At 67.4% G+C, this 17179-nt stretch carries 15 protein-coding genes; 5 read left to right on the forward strand and 10 right to left on the reverse strand.

Annotated features, from left to right (window positions below; translation table 11 throughout):
• The first annotated feature begins 436 nt into the window (after positions 1-436).
• The 3 genes from HII36_RS56120 to HII36_RS44630 all read left to right on the forward strand — a co-directional run bounded on the left by HII36_RS56120 (position 437) and on the right by HII36_RS44630 (position 2896).
• Positions 437-751 carry a hypothetical protein gene (locus HII36_RS56120; RefSeq protein WP_217370737.1) on the forward strand — a complete coding sequence of 105 codons (315 nt, stop codon included), beginning with the start codon at positions 437-439 and terminating at the stop codon, positions 749-751.
• Positions 724-1314, forward strand: coding sequence for a Fic family protein (locus HII36_RS56125; RefSeq protein WP_217370738.1), 591 nt, complete (start codon positions 724-726; stop codon positions 1312-1314). The genes HII36_RS56120 and HII36_RS56125 overlap by 28 nt, the downstream gene beginning before the upstream one ends.
• Before the next feature lie 1315 nt (positions 1315-2629).
• Positions 2630-2896 (forward strand): hypothetical protein, encoded by a 267-nt coding sequence (locus HII36_RS44630; RefSeq protein ID WP_173529425.1) that lies wholly within the window; start codon positions 2630-2632, stop codon positions 2894-2896.
• Positions 2897-4066: 1170 nt separating this feature from the next.
• Here the strand turns inward: HII36_RS44630 and HII36_RS44635 are convergent.
• On the reverse strand, positions 4067-5203 hold the full coding sequence (locus tag HII36_RS44635; RefSeq protein ID WP_217370739.1) for an alpha/beta fold hydrolase: 1137 nt from the start codon (positions 5201-5203) through the stop codon (positions 4067-4069).
• Between HII36_RS44635 and HII36_RS44640 the strand changes: the two genes are divergently transcribed.
• On the forward strand, positions 5196-6149 hold the full coding sequence (locus HII36_RS44640; protein ID WP_328808170.1) for a helix-turn-helix transcriptional regulator: 954 nt from the start codon (positions 5196-5198) through the stop codon (positions 6147-6149). The genes HII36_RS44635 and HII36_RS44640 overlap by 8 nt on opposite strands.
• 322 nt (positions 6150-6471) lie before the next feature.
• Here HII36_RS44640 and HII36_RS44645 read toward each other — a convergent pair whose 3' ends face one another.
• The 9 genes from HII36_RS44645 to HII36_RS44685 form a co-directional block, all read right to left on the reverse strand.
• A complete protein-coding gene (locus HII36_RS44645; RefSeq protein WP_173529427.1) occupies positions 6472-6975 on the reverse strand; it encodes a hypothetical protein in 504 nt (167 codons plus the stop codon).
• A 661-nt stretch (positions 6976-7636) separates the two neighbouring features.
• Positions 7637-8257, reverse strand: coding sequence for a methyltransferase family protein (locus tag HII36_RS44650; RefSeq protein WP_173529428.1), 621 nt, complete (start codon positions 8255-8257; stop codon positions 7637-7639).
• 1770 nt (positions 8258-10027) lie between these two features.
• The gene (locus tag HII36_RS44655) at positions 10028-10390 is read right to left on the reverse strand and encodes a hypothetical protein (RefSeq protein ID WP_173529429.1); all 363 of its coding nucleotides are present in this window, start codon (positions 10388-10390) and stop codon (positions 10028-10030) included.
• A complete protein-coding gene (locus tag HII36_RS58335; protein WP_268959760.1) occupies positions 10384-10809 on the reverse strand; it encodes a DUF6262 family protein in 426 nt (141 codons plus the stop codon). The genes HII36_RS44655 and HII36_RS58335 overlap by 7 nt, the downstream gene beginning before the upstream one ends.
• The gene (locus HII36_RS58965; RefSeq protein ID WP_217370740.1) at positions 10799-13066 is read right to left on the reverse strand and encodes a tyrosine-type recombinase/integrase; all 2268 of its coding nucleotides are present in this window, start codon (positions 13064-13066) and stop codon (positions 10799-10801) included. The genes HII36_RS58335 and HII36_RS58965 overlap by 11 nt, the downstream gene beginning before the upstream one ends.
• Positions 13063-14169, reverse strand: a complete 1107-nt coding sequence (locus HII36_RS44670; protein ID WP_173529431.1) for a tyrosine-type recombinase/integrase — start codon at positions 14167-14169, stop codon at positions 13063-13065. The genes HII36_RS58965 and HII36_RS44670 overlap by 4 nt, the downstream gene beginning before the upstream one ends.
• 72 nt (positions 14170-14241) lie before the next feature.
• Complete coding sequence (locus HII36_RS44675) at positions 14242-15165, reverse strand: hypothetical protein (RefSeq protein WP_173529432.1); 924 nt, start codon at positions 15163-15165, stop codon at positions 14242-14244.
• A 27-nt stretch (positions 15166-15192) separates the two neighbouring features.
• Entirely contained in the window at positions 15193-15825 is a 633-nt protein-coding gene (locus HII36_RS44680; RefSeq protein ID WP_173529433.1) for a hypothetical protein, read from the reverse strand.
• Positions 15822-16742, reverse strand: a complete 921-nt coding sequence (locus HII36_RS44685; protein ID WP_173529434.1) for a hypothetical protein — start codon at positions 16740-16742, stop codon at positions 15822-15824. Before HII36_RS44685 ends, HII36_RS44680 begins: the two co-directional genes overlap by 4 nt.
• A gap of 72 nt (positions 16743-16814) precedes the next feature.
• On the opposite strand from HII36_RS44685, the gene HII36_RS59385 reads away from it, so the two are divergent.
• Positions 16815-17129 carry a helix-turn-helix domain-containing protein gene (locus HII36_RS59385; RefSeq protein ID WP_173529437.1) on the forward strand — a complete coding sequence of 105 codons (315 nt, stop codon included), beginning with the start codon at positions 16815-16817 and terminating at the stop codon, positions 17127-17129.
• The last annotated feature ends 50 nt before the right edge of the window (positions 17130-17179 follow it).

Genomic DNA, 17179 nt, shown 5'->3' on the forward strand with positions numbered 1-17179 from the left:
CCCGCATCCGGGTGATTCCCGGAGACACACCGAGCACGGACACACTTCCGCAGACACTCACCGCTTAACCTGCAGAAACAGGATCACACGGAGATCGATTCATACACCACGTCCGTGGACGTGACCGACGCTCGCGCGTGTCGCCGCGGGGGTGTGCGAGTGGCGGGGGTGGCTGGAGTGTCTTGCCGGGTGGTTCGACGCTTACCCGCTGGAGTCGGCCGATTCCGCCGACGGGCGGCTCTTGCGGGAGTCGGCTGGTTCCGTCGACCAGCGGATCCCGGGAAAGCCAGTTGGGTCCGTCGGTCGGCGGATCCCGGGGGAGTTGGCCGGTGCTGTCGACCGGCGGATCCTCTGGGAGCGGGCCGCCCGGGATCTGATCTTGCAGGTCGTTGACCGTACCGGCCACGGCAGCGGCTGGCACCGGCACTGTGCACAAGTGCTCATCTGGTTCCTCCAACGCTGGAATCTACCGGCCGAGGTCGCAGAGGCTCTGGTCGACGAAGCGATCGGTGGGCGATTCCACAGTTGGACCAGCCCTGAGACGGTGCTGGTCGACGACGTCGCCGAACGGCTCGCCCTATCCCTGCGACAGGACGTCACCACCCGCTCCCTCGAGCGCGGCGGCCGCGACGAGCCCGCACCGGACCATCTGGAGCGCTGGCTTGCGGTACGCGGTTGCGTGCGGTGGAAGACGTCCCGGCTGCCGGCGGCGGGGACGACCCGATGGTCCCGGCGCGTGACGGTGTGGTAGAGGACATCCGTGCTTTCGACGGCGCCATAGATTCCGCTCGTGCCGAAGGCCTGCTCGCCGCCCTTCAACTGGCCCGAATCGACGCGGCGCGCGGTGCCTCACTCACATTCGAGCTGCTCCAGGGCTGGCAGCGGCACGTTCTCCGAGCTCTTCAGCCGCCCCTGTTCCGCAGTTCGCCCGCCTTCGCCAAGGGGGGTCGTGAGCGGTTTGGCATCGGTCCTGACACGCGCATCCGCCTCAATGCCTGTCTCGCGGAGAGCATGTACGACAGCGCGCGACCGCTTTCCTTGTCCGCCCGCGCGGCACGGGCCTATCTCGACGTCTGCTTCTTTCACCCCTTCGGCGACGGCAACGCCCGCGCCGCGTTCCTCGCCCTCATCTTCGTCCTTGCTCGCGAGGGCATCACGCTCGACAACGTCAGCCTGCTCCGACGCGTTCGCTTTCAGGCCGACGATCCCCAAGACCCGCTGATCCTCAGCCGGTACATCAACTTTCACCTCTCAGGGACCCGGCGCGCATCCTCCAATGGGTGTCGGGGTCAGAAGATTAACCACACCCTCTGATGGGCTCCGAACCCTCTAGAAGCCGGACATCGCCCGACGAAGCATGACGTGGGGATGGCTGGTGCCATACACGAATTGACGAAAGGAAATCGGGCTCCGGCCCTTCCCTAGGAGAGCGCGGTGCAGATCGTCTACTCCCGCGTTTCCACCTCGACCGAGTCCCTGCTATGGCAGCGCAACCTCCTCGCTGAGGCTGGCCTTCTCGTCCGTATCGAAGACGTCGCCTGCCCATCGAAGGAGTCGCTGAGGGATTCCGGCCTGCAGACAGGACGTCCTCCTCTTCGAGGTCCTCGCGACCGCCTCCAAGATCCTCAGCTTCGGCCGGCCCGGGTTCGACAAGATCGCCGCCAAAGCGCATCCCTGCGATACCTGATGGTCTCGGAGCTGTTCCGGCACTGCCACGGGGCTGCTCGACACCCACGCCGGTCGCAGCTGGTGCCAAGCCTGCGGCATCGCCCTGCGCGTCCTGTCCGGGCCGCTGTCGAACTTCCACGCTCTGGCCCCAGGCGACGCCACCACCGCAGTCGGCCAGTTCCAACGTGACATTCAGAACGAGCTCACCGTCGAGGGGATCGCCGAGGCCGGAGGCCGCTACCGCAGCTGGCCGCCCGCGCTGGACGGTGACCGGCGCGAGGACGTGCGGGCGGCCTTCCACGAGGGCACTTTCATCACGGCCCTGGCACAGGCTCTCGGGGGTAGGCCGTGCGAACCGCCGTGGCCGACCTGCTGCCCGGCCACGGCGTCCTGCCCTGGCAGTCGACATGATCGACGGGAAGGGGCAGGCGACCAAGTCGAGGTCAAGGCGGCCGCCGATGGCGATGGGGCCGTGCGGGTTGGCGTCTGAACCAGCACACGATCTTGAAAGGTGTGCTGGCCAGTGAGTCTTCCAGGCCGATGAGAAGCGGCTTCTTTGGCCCGTGGGTTGCACGGACCCTGATCGGTCGGCCAATTTAGGCGTCCTGCCTTTGGCTGAGCTCGGCCTCACCACGCTCGAACCGCGCCCTGGGGGAAGGGCCTGATGCTGGTCAGGGTATGACTACAGCCTATTCATGCAGTTCCTTCCACTCTCCCGTCCACTCTCCCGTCCGGTCTCCGGTACGAGGCAGCGCTGCGGCAGGCGGCTGTGGTCTCCAGAGCCGCTGTCGCAGCGCCATTGGCATCCACTGAAGTCCACGAAATAGGGCCTACGCTTCGCTTGAAATTCGTGTCAGAATCACCAGTGTTCTGAGTCATGTTCACAGCAAGAAAACGGGGATGCAGTCGGCGTCCACCAAGAAGTTTCTGCTGATGGGAGCATTACGTGACAAGAAGGCGAGTGCGCCTCACGGCGCTTGCACTGGGTATGGTCAGCGTACTCGCAATACCTGGTGGCATCGCGAATGCCGCCTCTGCTCGCACGTACCTGACCGCGTTCAAGGGCCCGTTCATCGAAAACGGAGAATTCCTCTGCAACCGGTACAGCTCCTATACGCACAGCCCGCCGGACGTCTACGCCTACCCTTGCTTCTATACCGCTACCGGCATTCCGGGCTACGATCCCCGGCCGGGTTGGTGGTTCAAGTATCGATATTCCATCGACTGAGAATTCGACTTCTGGATCCGGCGCAGCGCCTCGCGCATTCCGGCGGCGATCTGTCATGAGTGGATGCTGACGTCCTCGGCCACGCGGCGGCGCGGTGCGTCCTTCGGCGACATGATCGCGTGCAGCTCGTGAGCCCGCCTCGGTGACCCCGTTGTCGTCGACAATCGCTTCCTGCCAGCCGCCCGGCACCATTCCTTGGGTTGGACGTTCTCGCTGGCATTGTGATGGCGGTTGGTGTTCGGGATGTCGGCGTATCGCGGAAAACGGGTCCATCATCGGTCGGTAGGCGGTGTGGTTGCATTTGAACTCGGCACCGCCGGGAACACCGCCTGCCGGACCGTACCCTCCGGCGCCCTCAGCGACGACGCCTCGGCGATCGAGAACAGCTTCTCGGTCTTGCGGTGCACCTTCTTGGCCTCCGCCTCGACACCTTCCCGACCTTTCGTCCGTGATTTCCGTCGTCCGCGACCACGCCAATGCGGCGGCGGACGTCAACCGGACCGGCGGCTGGTTCGCCGCGAAGTCCGGTGGACGCGAGGCCATCGCCATCGCCCGCCCGCCAGCCACTCGGAGGCGTCGCGTCCGAGGTCAGCCCTGGGCTTGGCGACGACGGTTGCGATCCGGCCGGCCAGCGTTTCCGGCCGCGCCGCGGCGACGATCCACCACAGCATCTGCTAACTGGCGCTCGGGGAAACCGGCCTCAGCCGGCCCGTGCTTGAAGGTGCCGGTCGAGCGAGGCGACGAGGTCGGCGGTTCTTCGACCTGGTCAAAGATGGTCCGCCAGCCGTTCGCCTCGCCTCCGCGTCGATCGCGAATCGCCCGGCGTCCGTCATGAGGCCGTGCCGTTCCAGTTCGTCGGCGGTTGAGTCGGGGCCAGAGGCTCTTGGCTATCTGAGGGTGATCAGCCGGAGGCTACGGTCGAATCGATCCGTCCGAGGCGGATCGCCTCTTCGACTACCTCGGGGCAGGGGCATCGTGCGCCGCGAGCACAGCCACACGCCGCGCATCGACGTGTGGTTGTGTTCGAGCCACGGCCGGCTCTCGACGCGGTGGATCGAGTAGCCGAACTGCCATTGCGGCGGGGTGCTCGGACGTCGACGGTCGAGGTCGAGCGGAGGTCACCGTGAGCGGGAACAGCCGCTTCCCGGATGACGGCCTGTCATATCGCGGTCAGGTGGCATCCTGCTGCTCCAGCCACTTCAAAATCGCTCGGTTCGTTTCTTCCGGCTTCTCCTGCTGGATCCAGTGACCGCAATCAAAGCTGACCACCTCCACATTGGGCACGAACTCCGCCAGATTCTCACCCCGTGCGACCGAATCCCTGTCACCGTAGATCATGAGTGCGGGCTGTCGGATGATCGGGTCCGCGTCCGCCAGAAGGTGCCAGTTGCGGTCGAGGTTCCGGTACCAGTTGATGCTCGCCGTGAATCCTGTCGATTCGAAGGACGAGACGAAGACGGCCAGCTCGCTGTCGCTCATGACAGGCTCACCGAGCGGTGTTCCTGCTCTGGCGAGGTCGATCATCACCATTCCCGGCCGAGGCTCGCTCGCGGGCACGTTCTTCCGGAACAGGTTGCGAAGAAACTGGTACGTGTGTTCGTCGAGCACCGCGTCGGCGATGCCCGGCCGTCGATTGAAGTGGACGAAGTAGAAGTCGCCACCGAGCGTGGCCTCCATGAACTCGATCCACGGCCGCTCTCCGCGTTCGAGATAGGGCACGCTGAGCGCGACCACTTTCTTCACCCGGTTCGGATGCAGGAGGGCCAAGCCCCACACCACGAACGCCCCCCAGTCATGACCTACGAAGGTGGCGTCGTCGTACCCAAAGTGATCGAGAAGTGCGACCAGATCGCCCGCCAGATGCTCGAGGTCGTAGTCGGTGACTTCGCCGGGACGGGATGAATTGCCGTAGCCCCGTTGGTTCGGGACGATGACGTGGTAGCCGGCTGCGGCGAGGGCGGACATCTGATGCCGCCACGAAAAGGCGTGCTCCGGCCAGCCGTGACAGAGCACAATGGGCTTCGCCGCACTTCGCTGTCCGGCCTCGAAGACTTCGAGTTCCACGCCGTTGACCGGAATGCGGGTGGGCTGGGGAAAATCGGTTGGGTTGAACACTTGCACGTCCTCGTTGTCTGTTCGGGTGGTCAGGTGAACGCGGAGCCCCGAAGATGGCGCTGCGAGCCCCGGCGCGGCCGCGGGGCTCGTCGTCGGGGTTTCGGTGCCATCTTGACGACCGAAACAGGTCATCTCCTGATCGGTTTGATGTGAAAGTGTCATTGGCATGCGAGCAGACCGGCTGGTGGCCATCCTTCTCCTCCTGCAACAGCGCGAGCTGGTGACGGCAGCGGAGGTCGCCCGAGAGCTGGAGGTCTCCGAGAGCACCGCCCGCCGTGACCTCGACGCTCTGGCCATGGCAGGGGTCCCCGTATATTCCGCGCAGGGCCGAGGAGGTGGCTGGCGTCTTGTGGGCGGCGCCCGCACCGACCTGACCGGGTTGACCGCGCGGGAGGCCAGGGCGTTGTTCCTGGTGGCCGGCCCTGCCTCGTCGGCGAACCCGGCCGCGAAGGCGGCGCTGCGCAAGCTCGTCCAGGCCTTGCCGGAGCCCTTCCGAGTATTGGCACAGGCAGCGGCGGCGTCGATGCTGGTGGATCCTCACCGATGGGGCGTGAGCCGGGTCGAGTACGCGACGCCGCCGTTCCTCGACGACCTCCAGGACGCGGTGATCCGTGGCGTCCAGATTCGGCTCGGTTACGTCGACGGCGACGGCACCAGAACCGAGCGGACCGTCCACCCGCTCGGCGTCGTCGCCAAGGGGCCGACGTGGTATCTCGTCACCAGCACCGACGCCGGTCGGCGGACGTTCCGGATCGACCGCGTGTCGTCCGTCGAGCCGACCGGCGATCCCGTGCAGCGACCCGAGGGGTTCGACCTCGCGGAGAGCTGGAGGGAGATCGCCGGCGAAGTCGACCGGAGGCGGACACCTCTCGAAATCCAGGCCGTGTGCACTCCGGAAGGGATCGGCAAGCTCCGGATGTCGCTGGGGGATCGGCTTGAGGTCGGCGGGTCCACGATCGACGGCCGCGTCGAGGTCGTGATCCGCGGCTACAACGAGTACGCGCTCGCGGGCGAGCTCGCCGGACTGGTCGAATGGCTCGAAGTGACCGGCCCGCCTGGCGTGCGGGATCACCTCACCTTGATCGGCAACGCGCTCATCGAGCGATACGCTGCGACAACCCCAACGGCCACTGCCTGAATCTCTCGCCCGCAGCCGTGCGGTGATCTTGTGTCCGGTCGGTCCACGCCGTGCTCCCGGACTTGTACGGCAAGTACGAGGCGATTCGGCTCGCGTACGTCTTAGCGGTCTTAACGCCCGGCCCGCTCGGGACGTACCGGGGCGACCGCGCCGTCGGGCGGCCTCCGTTGCTGTTCAGGGGCGCCCGACGGCGGGTGTCATCAGTGGTACGTCAGGCGCGACCGGCTCGTCCGTGACCGCCGCCGGATACCGGGCGGTTCGGCGTCGGCAAATCATCCAAGCCACACCGCAGAATGTGCTTCACCTCGAAGAGCACCCGCTTTCAGAGGAGTGGTGATCTGCCGAGGTGGTGGCCGTTGAGGGATCCCTCCGAGCTTGCCTGGCTGGCCGTCGTGAGGGTCCGGCCGAAGCACACCGACCACGAGTGCGCCCCCACTCCTGATGGAGCGCAGGTCCAGACACCCTGCGTGCCACTGACGGTGAAAAGGTCCAGGGTCGCGGTCGCGCGGTAGAGGCTGGATCGGTTGTTGCGGACGATCACTGCCCCCTGTCTGGCCGTCCCCGACGCGACCGTGCAGACCTGGGCGATCACGTCACTGGTGATCTTCCGGCTACCGGCGCAGCGCCACCTGCTGGAGCTGGAGGTGATCGGGTTGGTGTTGCCGTACGGGCGCCAGGTGCCGCGCTCCGCGGTGGCGGCGGAGTCCGCTGTTTCCGCGACCGTGGTCAGTGCGGTGGCGCCGGCGGGTGCCGCTCCCGCGACCAGGGGCAGTGCGGCGGCAGCGGCCAGGGTAAGAGCAGTCGCGAATCTTTTCGTGCCGGTCATGGATTCGGTTCCTCCGTGATTTCGGTCGGACGTGACGACGGGACGCGGAACCCAGCGGCCGGCGTGGTCCGCGCCTCGCGGCACAGGTCGGAAAGAGATCGGAAACGGGATCCGGGGTGAACGCCGCCGGCTCGTTCGTCGAGCATGTGGGCGGGCAGGTTAGTGGCGCTTTCATGGCGCTTTAGCGGCAGCTCAGGTCGATGAGCTCGGTCTGGAGCGTCGTGCCCAGGCGCAGGCGACGATTGGCGCGGTCACTTCGGGCCCGGTACCGGCCGCGCAGGTGAAGCATCCCGGCCCGCTCGGCTTCAGCGGGGTCGGCGACGCCGCTGCCGTCAGGTTTGCATCTCGCGCCAGCGGGCTGCCGGACTCGGCTCGGACCAGGACGGCGGCCGTCCGCTCAGGTCCGAGCCATCAGCCACAAAGTGGCCGGAGGGCTCCTGGGAGGGCTCGACATCAAAGCTTTTCGACCTGCGGAAACGTCCCTGCCGTCGTCATCGCGGGAGGGGACGCCTGATGCTTGGGTCTGCCGGGATTCGGGTGACGGTCTTCGGTGGTCACGCCCGCCGCTGCGAGGACGGCGTTCCCCAGGTACAGCACGGGAGGAGGCCGGTCAGTCATGCCGTCGGCGGTATCGCGGGCTTCGGGGCGGGCCAGGGTGTGATCAGGAGGTACCGGCGCGGTTCGGTAGGCGGCCGATGCCGGGCAGGAAGCGTCCGACGCGGGACGCGTACTGCTGGTAGGCGGTGCCGTGGACACGTAGGAGGTACGGTTCCTCGACGGCGCGGACCTGCAGTTCGATCGACACCATGGCCAGCACCAGCGCAGCCAGGGAGACCAGGTTGGGGACCATGGCGGTCAGGCCGGCGGCGGTGACGATCATGGCCGTGAAGATGGGGTTGCGTGCGAAGGCGAAGGCACCGCTGGTGACCAGATCGGTGGTCTCGTTCTCGGCCACGCCGACGCGCCAGGACGTGCCCATCGACGTCTGCGCGGCCAGCGTGGCCGCCGTACCGAGCAGGGCCAGCGCCGTTCCTGCGGCCTGTAGGGCTGGACGGTCGGCGCCGGGCAGCGGTGACAGCCCGGCGAGGCCGGCGACCGGGCCAGCCAGGCCGCCGATCAGGGCGGCGGCGAACAGGATCCGCGCCCACCATTGCAGGCTGCCGCGGGCCAGGCCGGCGCCGCGGAAGCCCGCGTCTCCGGTGCGACGCCATTGCGTCCAACTGCGCAGCCCGAAGGCCAGCAGCGCCCACGCGAGGTAGATGATCAATGCGGTGAGTGCCATGTCGGTCTCCAGATGAGGTGCGGCAGGAGCAGCCGGGCGCGCGCGGCGCGCGGCTCTTTCGGGCTGCCGGTGATGTTCACGGTCGGGACGGCGCAGCAGTCGTCCCCGCGCCGCAGCCTTCCTCGACCGCGACCAAGGTGGCGATCGGGTCGCTGAGCAGGCTGTTTAACGGCAGCCCGGCCGGCACTACGCCGGACAAGAAGACGTACAAGAGGGTTGTTCGGGGTCGGCCACCGCGGCGGCCAAACCGAGTTCGCGGCCAGCACTGCGCTGGGCGTGGGACAGGAACGGCATGATGATCAGGCTGGCGGTGGAGCGTTCCGCCTGATCGTCCGTCGTGTCGGGGTTGAGAGATACAGTGCGGTCACGATGCGGCGGAGCGTCACTGCGCGGCCGCCGGTGGCGGTCAGCAGTTGCTCGGCGGACGCGAGTAGGTCCATGCGCGCGGGTCTGGCCAGTGAGTAGGAAGACGGGCGGCCTCCGGCGCGGCAGTCGACCGGGCCGAACTCGCGCGGGCAGGCCAGATGCAGGGGACTGGGCCAGGCCGAGCGGGGTGGCCCAGTCGACCACGCGGGCCTCGCCACAGGGGAACCGCTGCACGATGCGCAGTCGGGTCTCGTCGGCCAGGGATCGGAACAGGGCAGGTGCCGGGAAGATAACGGTGTGCATGCAGGAGCCAGCCGCACATCAATCGCCATATGACGATGATAGCCTTAGATCGGCATGCCATGTCAAAATTGTAGTGATATCGGATTCCGCATTCCTGCAGGGCGCTCTGTGTCGGTGGCGACTTCTGCAGTTGTGGTCGATGCTCATCCGAAATGATCTTGAGTCGCGCTCGAAGTGAGTTAGAGGCCTTGTCTGCCGGAGGTTGCCGCGTGTTGCGATCAGAAGCAGCTGTTGCTCGGTGATACGGCCCTCAAGGTCGAGCCCCTCCAGGTCCACGGGGAATCGGGCGCGAGGCAGGAAGGTCCCCTGGTCACGCCGGCCGGGCAGCCCGACCGCGACGCCACCTCGGAGGTGCCGGCCTGCCTCACGCTGAAGATCGTGGCGAACCGTCCCAGAGCGAGGTCCGCCTGATCGCTTGCGCCTGGTGTATCGGAAGTTCGATGGACATCGAACCGTCGCATGTCCTAGACCTGCTTGCCAGGACATCCATGGAGCACTCGGCGAACCTGAGCGCATTGGAATGAACATGGCGGATCGGTTCGAACGCCTGCGCGTGGAGGCGTCGCACGACGACGACTACGCCTCGATGGTCCGGTTGGCACAGGCGCTCTACGAGAGCGGCGCCAGGCCTTCGAGGTCCTGCGGCAATGCTACGGGGTCGAATTTCCCGACTAGTTCTTCGTGATCGCCGAGGCCGATCCCGACCAGCGTTTCTGGCTACTCGGCTCGTTGACCCTTCTCCCGTGGGAGTTGGCCATCCGGCTGCCTCGCCGCCTCTCACTCGAGTTCGACCGGCGCGCCGATATCCGAGCGGGAGATTCACGGTCGAGATCCGGACCTGATCCCCCTCATCGTCTGCAGGGGCCGTTCTTGAAACGGCTGGTAGTTAGTTGACGGGATCCCGTCCGATCATCTCGATCGGACGGGATTTCGCGTTTTCCGAGGTTTTGGGACCGTTGGGCGGGCCGGTTCTGGCTCGTGTGGCGTTCGTGGCGAGGGGCGCTGGTGGTGTTGAGCCGCTGGGAGCGCGTGGAGGGCTGGCGGCCGGGCGTGCGGGACCGGTCGGTCGGGGTAGTGCTGTCCGGTTGTCAACCCAGCGGATCAGGCGTCCGGTGGCGGTCTTCCGGATGCTGCCGGCGGTTCCGGATCCGGACCTTGTGCATCGACTGCGTAGGTGTCTTCGGGCGGAGGCTCGCGGTGGTCGTGGGCTTGCCGCCAGGCGAGCAGGATGAGCTCGTTGGTGACGGCGACCATGAGTGCGGCGAGCAGGGTCTGGGCGACGCGGCCGTGGGCGAGGCGGTTCTTGGGGTCGCCGGGGTCGATGTGGTGGCCCTTGAGGCGGCCGTTGATGCCTTCGGTCATTATCTTCAGTTGATCATCTTTCGGCGATGTTGACCTGCAGTGCTGCGTCGTGGACGGTGTTGTCGACGAGGCCGGATGGACGTTGCGCAGTGCGATCAGCAAGGGCCGATCGTTGCCGAACCGCGACGTTGTGGGTCGGTCCGGCGTTGGGCTCTCTGCTCGCCGAGCGCTGCGGCGAGCTCGCGGCGCAGGCGTTCGTTTTCCTGCCTGAGTTCGCGGATTCGAGCGGTGGCTTCTTCGAGTCGTTGTCGCAGGGACGCATCCGTGGCCTGTTGGACGGGCGGAACGGTCGGACGGCCGGTGGATCGGGTTCGTTCGCGGAGGCGTTGGATATCGGCTCGGAGGTCGGGCTGGCTGTAGAGCCAGGAGCGGGAGACTCCGGCTGCCTTGGCGACTGACTCGAAGGTCACGGCCGTGCCCTCACGCTCCAACTCGCGCAGGGCTTGGACGGCCTTCGATCGAGTCAGTTCATGCCGCCGGCGAGCGGCCGCGATCAGGTGCGGAGCATTGTCAGCTGGCATGGGAGTGGCCTTCGTCCGGAGAATCCTTGGTCAGCAAGGCGATGATCGTGTCGAGATTGGTGACCACCGTCCGGTTCATTTCGGCCAGCCGCTGCTGGCCGCGGGCCTCAGCTGCGGAGATGATCTGCAGCAGCTCGTTGCGCTGGTGGCGGTGTTGAGGCAGGAATTCAGCGGTCGTCAGAAACATAGGGCAGGTCAGACAGCTGTTGGCGTGCGGGCAGGACTGCTGGATGGGCAGGCCGCAGTAGCCGTTGGGCAGGGCTTGAGTCGCGCGCGAGAGCCGGTGCTTGGCCCAGGTGGCTTCGGCGAGTGGCCCGTCGGGGTCGAGGGTCACCGTGTCGCCGCTGATGTTGACCTTCCGGGCCTTTTCCCAGTGTGCGCGGATGGTGCTGTCGTGGAGGCGGGCGTAGTGGGCGGTCATCTGGGGCGAGTCGTGGTCGAGGATGCGGCGGACGACTTCCTGTGGGACATCCCGGTTGATCAGCCGGGTGGCCAGTGTGTGGCGCCAGCGATGCGGGGTGAGGTGGAACGGCTGGCCGCGTTCGTCGCGGACATCGCAGCAGGCCAGCCAGCGATAAAGCGCGGCCCGGTAGGTGTCGCTGCCGGTGGGGCGCGTGCCGTCGGCATTGTTCATCTGCCGGGGAAACAGCACCGGGACGCCGCCGGGCCAGCGTTGCCGTACTCGCTGCTGCTGCCGGTTGATGAGCTGCTCGAGTTCCTCGTCGATGGGGACCAGCGCTTCGCGCTTCATCTTGTGGTTGAAGTAGCGCAGGTAGGGCGCGTTCTCGCTGTCTCGGACGACGCAGTCGAAGGCGAGCTTGAGCGCGTCGGTGATGCGCAACCCGCAGCGCATCAAGATCAGGGTGGTGAGCTGGTGGGCGGGGTGTTCCCAGCGGTTGAGGTTCGCGGGGGCTTCGACCTGGGCCATGATGTGCTCGGCCAGGGCGCGGGGCAGCATCGCGGGCCGCTTGGGGTAGTCGCTGGTGAAGAACAGGGTCTCCGTCGGCAGTGAGGTGTCCCAGCGGTGCCGGCGGATCGTGGTGAAGAAGGTGTTGAGCGCGCAGATGAAGCTGGCCTGGTACTGGGCGCTGGCGGTCATGAGCCGCAGGTGGGCGAGGTAGCGCTCCAGGACGACGCGGCCGACGTCTGCCAGGCGCTCGACTTCGGGGGTGTGCGTGGCGAGAAAGGCCGCGAAGTGGGTGAGGCTGCGGGTGCTCAGGAGGCAGGTGGATTTGCTGGAGCCGGTGGACAACCGCCACCGCAACCAGCGTTTGGCCAGTTCACGGAGCCATGGTTGTGGGATGCCGTCGAAGCGGAGGACGGCGTTGGTGGTGCTCAGCCCGAGGTTGTGCAGCCGCCAGACATCACGCGGGTATTCACTCTCCCAGCCGACACCGCCGAGTAAGGTCTCGAGTTTCCGCCGACCGTAGATGATCAACTGGATGACGTCGCGGCGGGATGTCGTGCGGTTGGGAGCGAGCTCACGCCACTGTTCTTCCGTTCGTTCCAGCATGGAGGTCACGCCGACCGTGGCGAGAAGCAGGACAGCGGCGTTGACGGTGGCGGGTGCGGTCTTGCCTGCGGCTTCGTCGCGCCGGCACTGCAGGGTGTACTGCATTTCCTGGCGCAGGTGCGCTGGCAGAGCAGTCACGATGATGCGCTCGCCTGGCGGCAGTGGCCGAGGATCGTTGGCGGTGAGCGCGAACTCCTCGACGGGCGGGCGGTCGTGCTCGCGCCAGCGCGCCTGGTGGGGACGACACAGGTCGCTGTGCGGTTGAGCCCACCGTGGGCACCCGGTGACCAGGCAGTCTGTTGGGCGCTTGTCGAGTGCCAGAGGCTTCAGCAAGGCCAGGCCGGCGGGGAGTTCGGGGCTGCCGAGCTGCTGCCAGACGTAGTGGTGGGAGTGGCAGAGCCTGCGCGTGCTGGCGGCGAAGTTGCAGCTGTCGACGATGCATCCCGCGGGCATTCGCGGCCGTTGGCCGATGAGCCGTGCCGTGGCGACGAACTCGCTCATGTCGGGGCGCCCGAAGTACTGCCAGCGCTGGTAATGGGCACCACACAGCCCTTGGGTGCGGGTGGCGCGCGAGCAGCCGGGAACCGCGCACGGCGTCGTGCCGAAGACCGGATCGTCGACGGCGAAGGCCACTTCATCGCCACGAAACTCGGGTCGGATGGCGCCCAGGAGCTTCTCGCGAAGTCCTGCGGGGATCGGCTTCGATCGGGCGGGGTTTCTCGGGCCTGGGGTGATGCTGGTCACCAGGTCACCTCGTTTCCGGTGAACCAGCCGGCGGCTTCCAGGGCCTTGCGCGCGTCGGCGGCGGTGAGGTGCCCATAGACGGAAACGGTCGTCGCGATCGAGCTGTGTCCCAGCAACATGGACACGCTTTCCAGCGGTACTCCGTCGCGGAGCATCCGGGTCGCTGCCGTGTGCCGGCACCAGTGGGGGTCGAAGTCCAGGCCGGTGTGTCGCCGGATGCGGGTGACCAGGTCATAGACAGCCGAGTAGGTCATGGCGTGGCCGAAGGGCTCGGCGAACAGGTTGACGAAGACGTAGTCGGAGTCCAAGTCGCCGTACTCGACGTGCATGTAATCGCCGTAGAGGTGGATCAACGAGGCGCTGACGGGGATGTGCCGTTGCCGCTGGGACTTGGTCCGCGCCCGGTTGACGTTGTGCCGCGGGAGGATGGTGATCTCCTGCTTGGCGGCGGCGATGTCCTCGTGCCGCAGGCCCAGGGCTTCCCCGATGCGGATCGCGCTCTCGTAGAGGACGGCGAACAGGAACCGGTCCCGCAGTCGGGTGCAGGCGTCGAGGATCGCCTGCACTTCGTCGGTGGTCAGGACGCGGGGCAGTTTCTTGGCCGACTTCAAGGTGATCGCGCGCCCGGCGTGCGGCTGGTTCTTGCTGATGTGGTGCAAGAACGGCTTCCAGCCGCCGCGGCTGCCGGTGTGCCAGGTCGTGAGCAATTCCTCGACGTCCTCACCGTGGCGGGCGTGGTGCTGGTAGAAGGCCGACACGGCCGCGAGTTTCCGGTTGATGGTGGCGGTCGAGACGTGCGGTTCGACCGTGGGTAGCACTGTGACCTGGCCGTCGCGTCCGCTGGGTGGTAGGCGCAGCCAGGTGATGAACTCTCCGATGTCTTCCAGCCGGGCCTCGCGCCAATCCAGCCCGCGCTGGAGGAGGAAGTCCCAGTAGTCCTTCAGGTCGTGGGCGTAGGCCTTGACGGTGTTGGGGGACTTATCGATGTTGCTGAGGAAGGCCAGGAACCGCTCGATGGGTTCGACCGGGACGTCGTCGTCTCCGAGGACCGTCCAGGAGTCCACCGGCGAGAGGTTCGTGGTGACTCGTCGGACGTGCACCATTCGTGCTCCTCTGCTTGCTGTATGTGATGGACAAGAGAGGAGATAACCACGTCCACGACACAGCCCGCAGGCTCAAGCAGGAGAGTTAACGACATGAAGGACGCCCTTCGGATGGCTGAAGATAACGGTGTTGGCCCGGATGGGCTTGTAGGTGTCCTGCCAAGCCGGGGTCAGGTAGTGCGGGTCCTGGCGGAACTTGTCCTTGGCGCCGAGGTCACCGGGGTGCAGGGTGATGGTGGTCTGCGCGCAGATGTGTGCTGGGTCGCCCTTGCCTCTGGGGGGCGGGAGGGGTTCGTCGGCGGGCAGGATGACGGTCGGCTTGGCAGAACTGTGGGCGGCGCGCTGGCGGCTGTTGGTCAGGTCCACCGCGGTAGGTGGCGCAGCCGGGGCGCGGTGGAGACGGTTGAAGCGGGGGCAGGTCACAGAGGGGGAGGTGCCGGCGGCCGGGCATTGCAGCCGGATCCGCCCGTGGGCGTCGGCGCCTTGCTTGAGCTTGAGCCAGTAGGGCTCGCGGGCGGCGATCAGCTGGGTGAGCTGCTCGGGTGGCGTGCGGATGGTCTGGTCGTCCAGGTCGGTGGTGGCCTGGGCCAGCCGTTCGGGCATGAGGGAACAGGCCAGGTTGCCGTCGATGAGCAGGGCGCCGTGGACGCTGCCTTGGACGCCGCGCTGATCCTGCTTGTAGTCCAGGACGAGTTGGTAACCCAAGGCGCGGGCGGGCCGGGCGAAATGATCGGCGGCCTGGTCGGTGTAGGCGCGGTCAACGGAGAGGATGCCGGTGGGCAGGCCGAGAGGGAGGAAGCCCTGCAAAGTGGCGATCGCGTTCACGCCGATGCGCTTGTGCGGGGTATCGATGACCAAGCCGAGCGCGAGTTGCGGGAAGTGGCCGCGAGTGGTGCGGGTGCGGGCGGCGGTGGCCAGGGTGGCGCTGTAGCCGAAGGTGGGCGGGCCGTCTCCGCCGGAGTAGTGCCAGCCTGCAGTGATCTCGGTCGAGGCCAAGCCTTTGCCGGGGCGGGGCGGGTTAGCTCAGGTGGGCAGGACGGTGGCGTCGATGCCGACGTCGCCTTCGTAGTCCTTCATGGCGTGGCGGCCCTTGCGGTGCCGGACGGGGGTGAGCACCAGGCGGGTGACGATGGTCTGCAGCAGCTCGCGCTTGCGCTGATGCTCGGGATCGTCGTCGTCCCAGGCAGCGGCGTGCCGGTCGGCCCGGTGCTGGGGCAGGCGGGCGCGCCGGTCGGTGCGGTCGGGGTCCAGCGCGGTGGTGATCCGGTCGAAGCCGCGGTAGAAACGCCGGGACGAGGCCAGCTCCTGGTGCGGGTCACCGGCGGTGATCGGGGTCAGGCCCAGGCGCTCCTGCAGGGCAGGGGCGAGGCTGAAGGTGACCAGCCGCCAGGCCTCGGCCAAGACGGTTTTGCCGTTGTAGTAGGCGTCCAGCAGGACTGCCAGCAGCACGGTGCGCACCGGAACGCCGTGCGGGCCGGGACGGGAGCCGATCTCGGCCTCGATCAGATCGACGACGCCGCTGCGGTCCAGCAGATGCGCGGTCAGCTGGCCGATGATCGCGTCCGGCACCTGCAACGGGGTGTCGGTGAGCGGGCGCGGGCGGCAGGCCGCCGCCCGCGTGGTGCGCTGCCGGAAGGCCGGCCGCGCCTTGGTCACGGGCGGCCGCGCAGCAGCGCGATCATGTCCTTGTCCGCCAGGGGAGGCACGTAATGCTGGTAGCGGGCCAGCGCGGCGGGGCTGAGGCCAGCTGCCAACGCCACCGCTCTGACATCGCTGCGGTCGGACAGCAGCTCGACGATCCAGCTGGCGCGCAGCCTCCATGCCGACAACGCGGGCAGGCTCCCGGTCGGTCGGTGATCGGCGCACCAGGAGTTGATGAGGTTTTTGGCCTGGGCGGTGGTGCGACGCGGCCGGAACAAATACCGACCGCCGGCCGCCTGGGCGGCCTCGGCCAGCCGCTGCTCCCAAGCCCTCCTGGCGACGATCACCCGGCCCTGCTCGGGAGTGGTGACCACCACGGCGCCAGCGTCAAGGACGCGGACATGCTCTCCACGGACTGCCGCCAGGTTGCGGGGCGCCAGACCGCACCCGCCGGCCAGAGCCATCAAAGCGAGCGCGTCGGCGCGGGCTTGTCCGGTCAGGCTCTCGGCCCATTCGCGCAGCAGACTCAGTTGCGTCGGGGAATAGGGGGCCGAGCGGGTGACCGGGGCCTTCATCGGCGGCGGGATGTGTTCGCCGCGTTCGGCCCAGGCCAGGACGTCGCGCATGTGACGCAGCCAGGATCGGTAGGTCTGTGCCGCGCTGGGCTTGAGGTCGGTGCAGCCGGTCAGGACGAAGGCGTCGATGGTCTCGTGCCGCAACCAGAGCTCCGGCTCGTGCGGGAGTCCTTGGCGGTGGCACCAGATCGCGAACCGGGCGGTGGCGTGCAGCAGCTGTCCGACGCTGTAGCTGCTCATGGCCGCGCTGGCCGCCACCAGCATCCGCACCTGATCGGCCACCAGCTCCCATTCCGGCGGCGCCTGCCGCGGCCGATATCCGGTGATCTTCGCCGACATTTCCGGATCGAGCGTCATACACCATCCATACCGGCTGGACAAGCAGCCGTCGTGCTGTTGGACGACATGCACCGATAGGAGAACTTTGTGATGGTCGGAGGACGAGCGCGCACCCGGGCCCCGCGGGACCTGGCCGATAACCCGCAGGCATGGCCCGAGGCGGACCTGTCCGGACACGTCGCGGCTGATGCTGTCCAGCACGTCGCCCGCCGCCTGTCCGCCGCCATCGACGCCCAGCGGATAAGCCTGCGCGCGCTGGCCACCGCCTCCGGTGTCAACCGCCAAGCCATCGCCGACCTGCTGGCTGGCCGCTCCTGGCCGGACGTGGCGACCGTCGCCCGACTCGGACATGCCGTTGGGCGGCCTCTGTGGCCCGCTCCCGGTTGCGGAGATTGCGCGTCCTGACCGCGCTCGTGTTTGACGCGCTGGAGGCATCGCCGTTCCCTCTCCCGCCC

Source organism: Nonomuraea antri, assembly GCF_013283785.1.
Lineage (GTDB): Bacteria > Actinomycetota > Actinomycetes > Streptosporangiales > Streptosporangiaceae > Nonomuraea > Nonomuraea antri.

Coding starts and splice junctions, on each gene's coding strand:
- HII36_RS56125 (WP_217370738.1), top strand. CDS start 724: ATGGTCCCGGCGCGTGACGGTGTGGTAGAGGACATCCGTGCTTTCGAC.
- HII36_RS44635 (WP_217370739.1), bottom strand. CDS start 5,203: ATGGCCACCAGCCGGTCTGCTCGCATGCCAATGACACTTTCACATCAA.
- HII36_RS44645 (WP_173529427.1), bottom strand. CDS start 6,975: ATGACCGGCACGAAAAGATTCGCGACTGCTCTTACCCTGGCCGCTGCC.
- HII36_RS44650 (WP_173529428.1), bottom strand. CDS start 8,257: ATGGCACTCACCGCATTGATCATCTACCTCGCGTGGGCGCTGCTGGCC.
- HII36_RS58335 (WP_268959760.1), bottom strand. CDS start 10,809: ATGCCAGCTGACAATGCTCCGCACCTGATCGCGGCCGCTCGCCGGCGG.
- HII36_RS44670 (WP_173529431.1), bottom strand. CDS start 14,169: ATGGTGCACGTCCGACGAGTCACCACGAACCTCTCGCCGGTGGACTCC.
- HII36_RS44685 (WP_173529434.1), bottom strand. CDS start 16,742: ATGACGCTCGATCCGGAAATGTCGGCGAAGATCACCGGATATCGGCCG.
- HII36_RS59385 (WP_173529437.1), top strand. CDS start 16,815: ATGGTCGGAGGACGAGCGCGCACCCGGGCCCCGCGGGACCTGGCCGAT.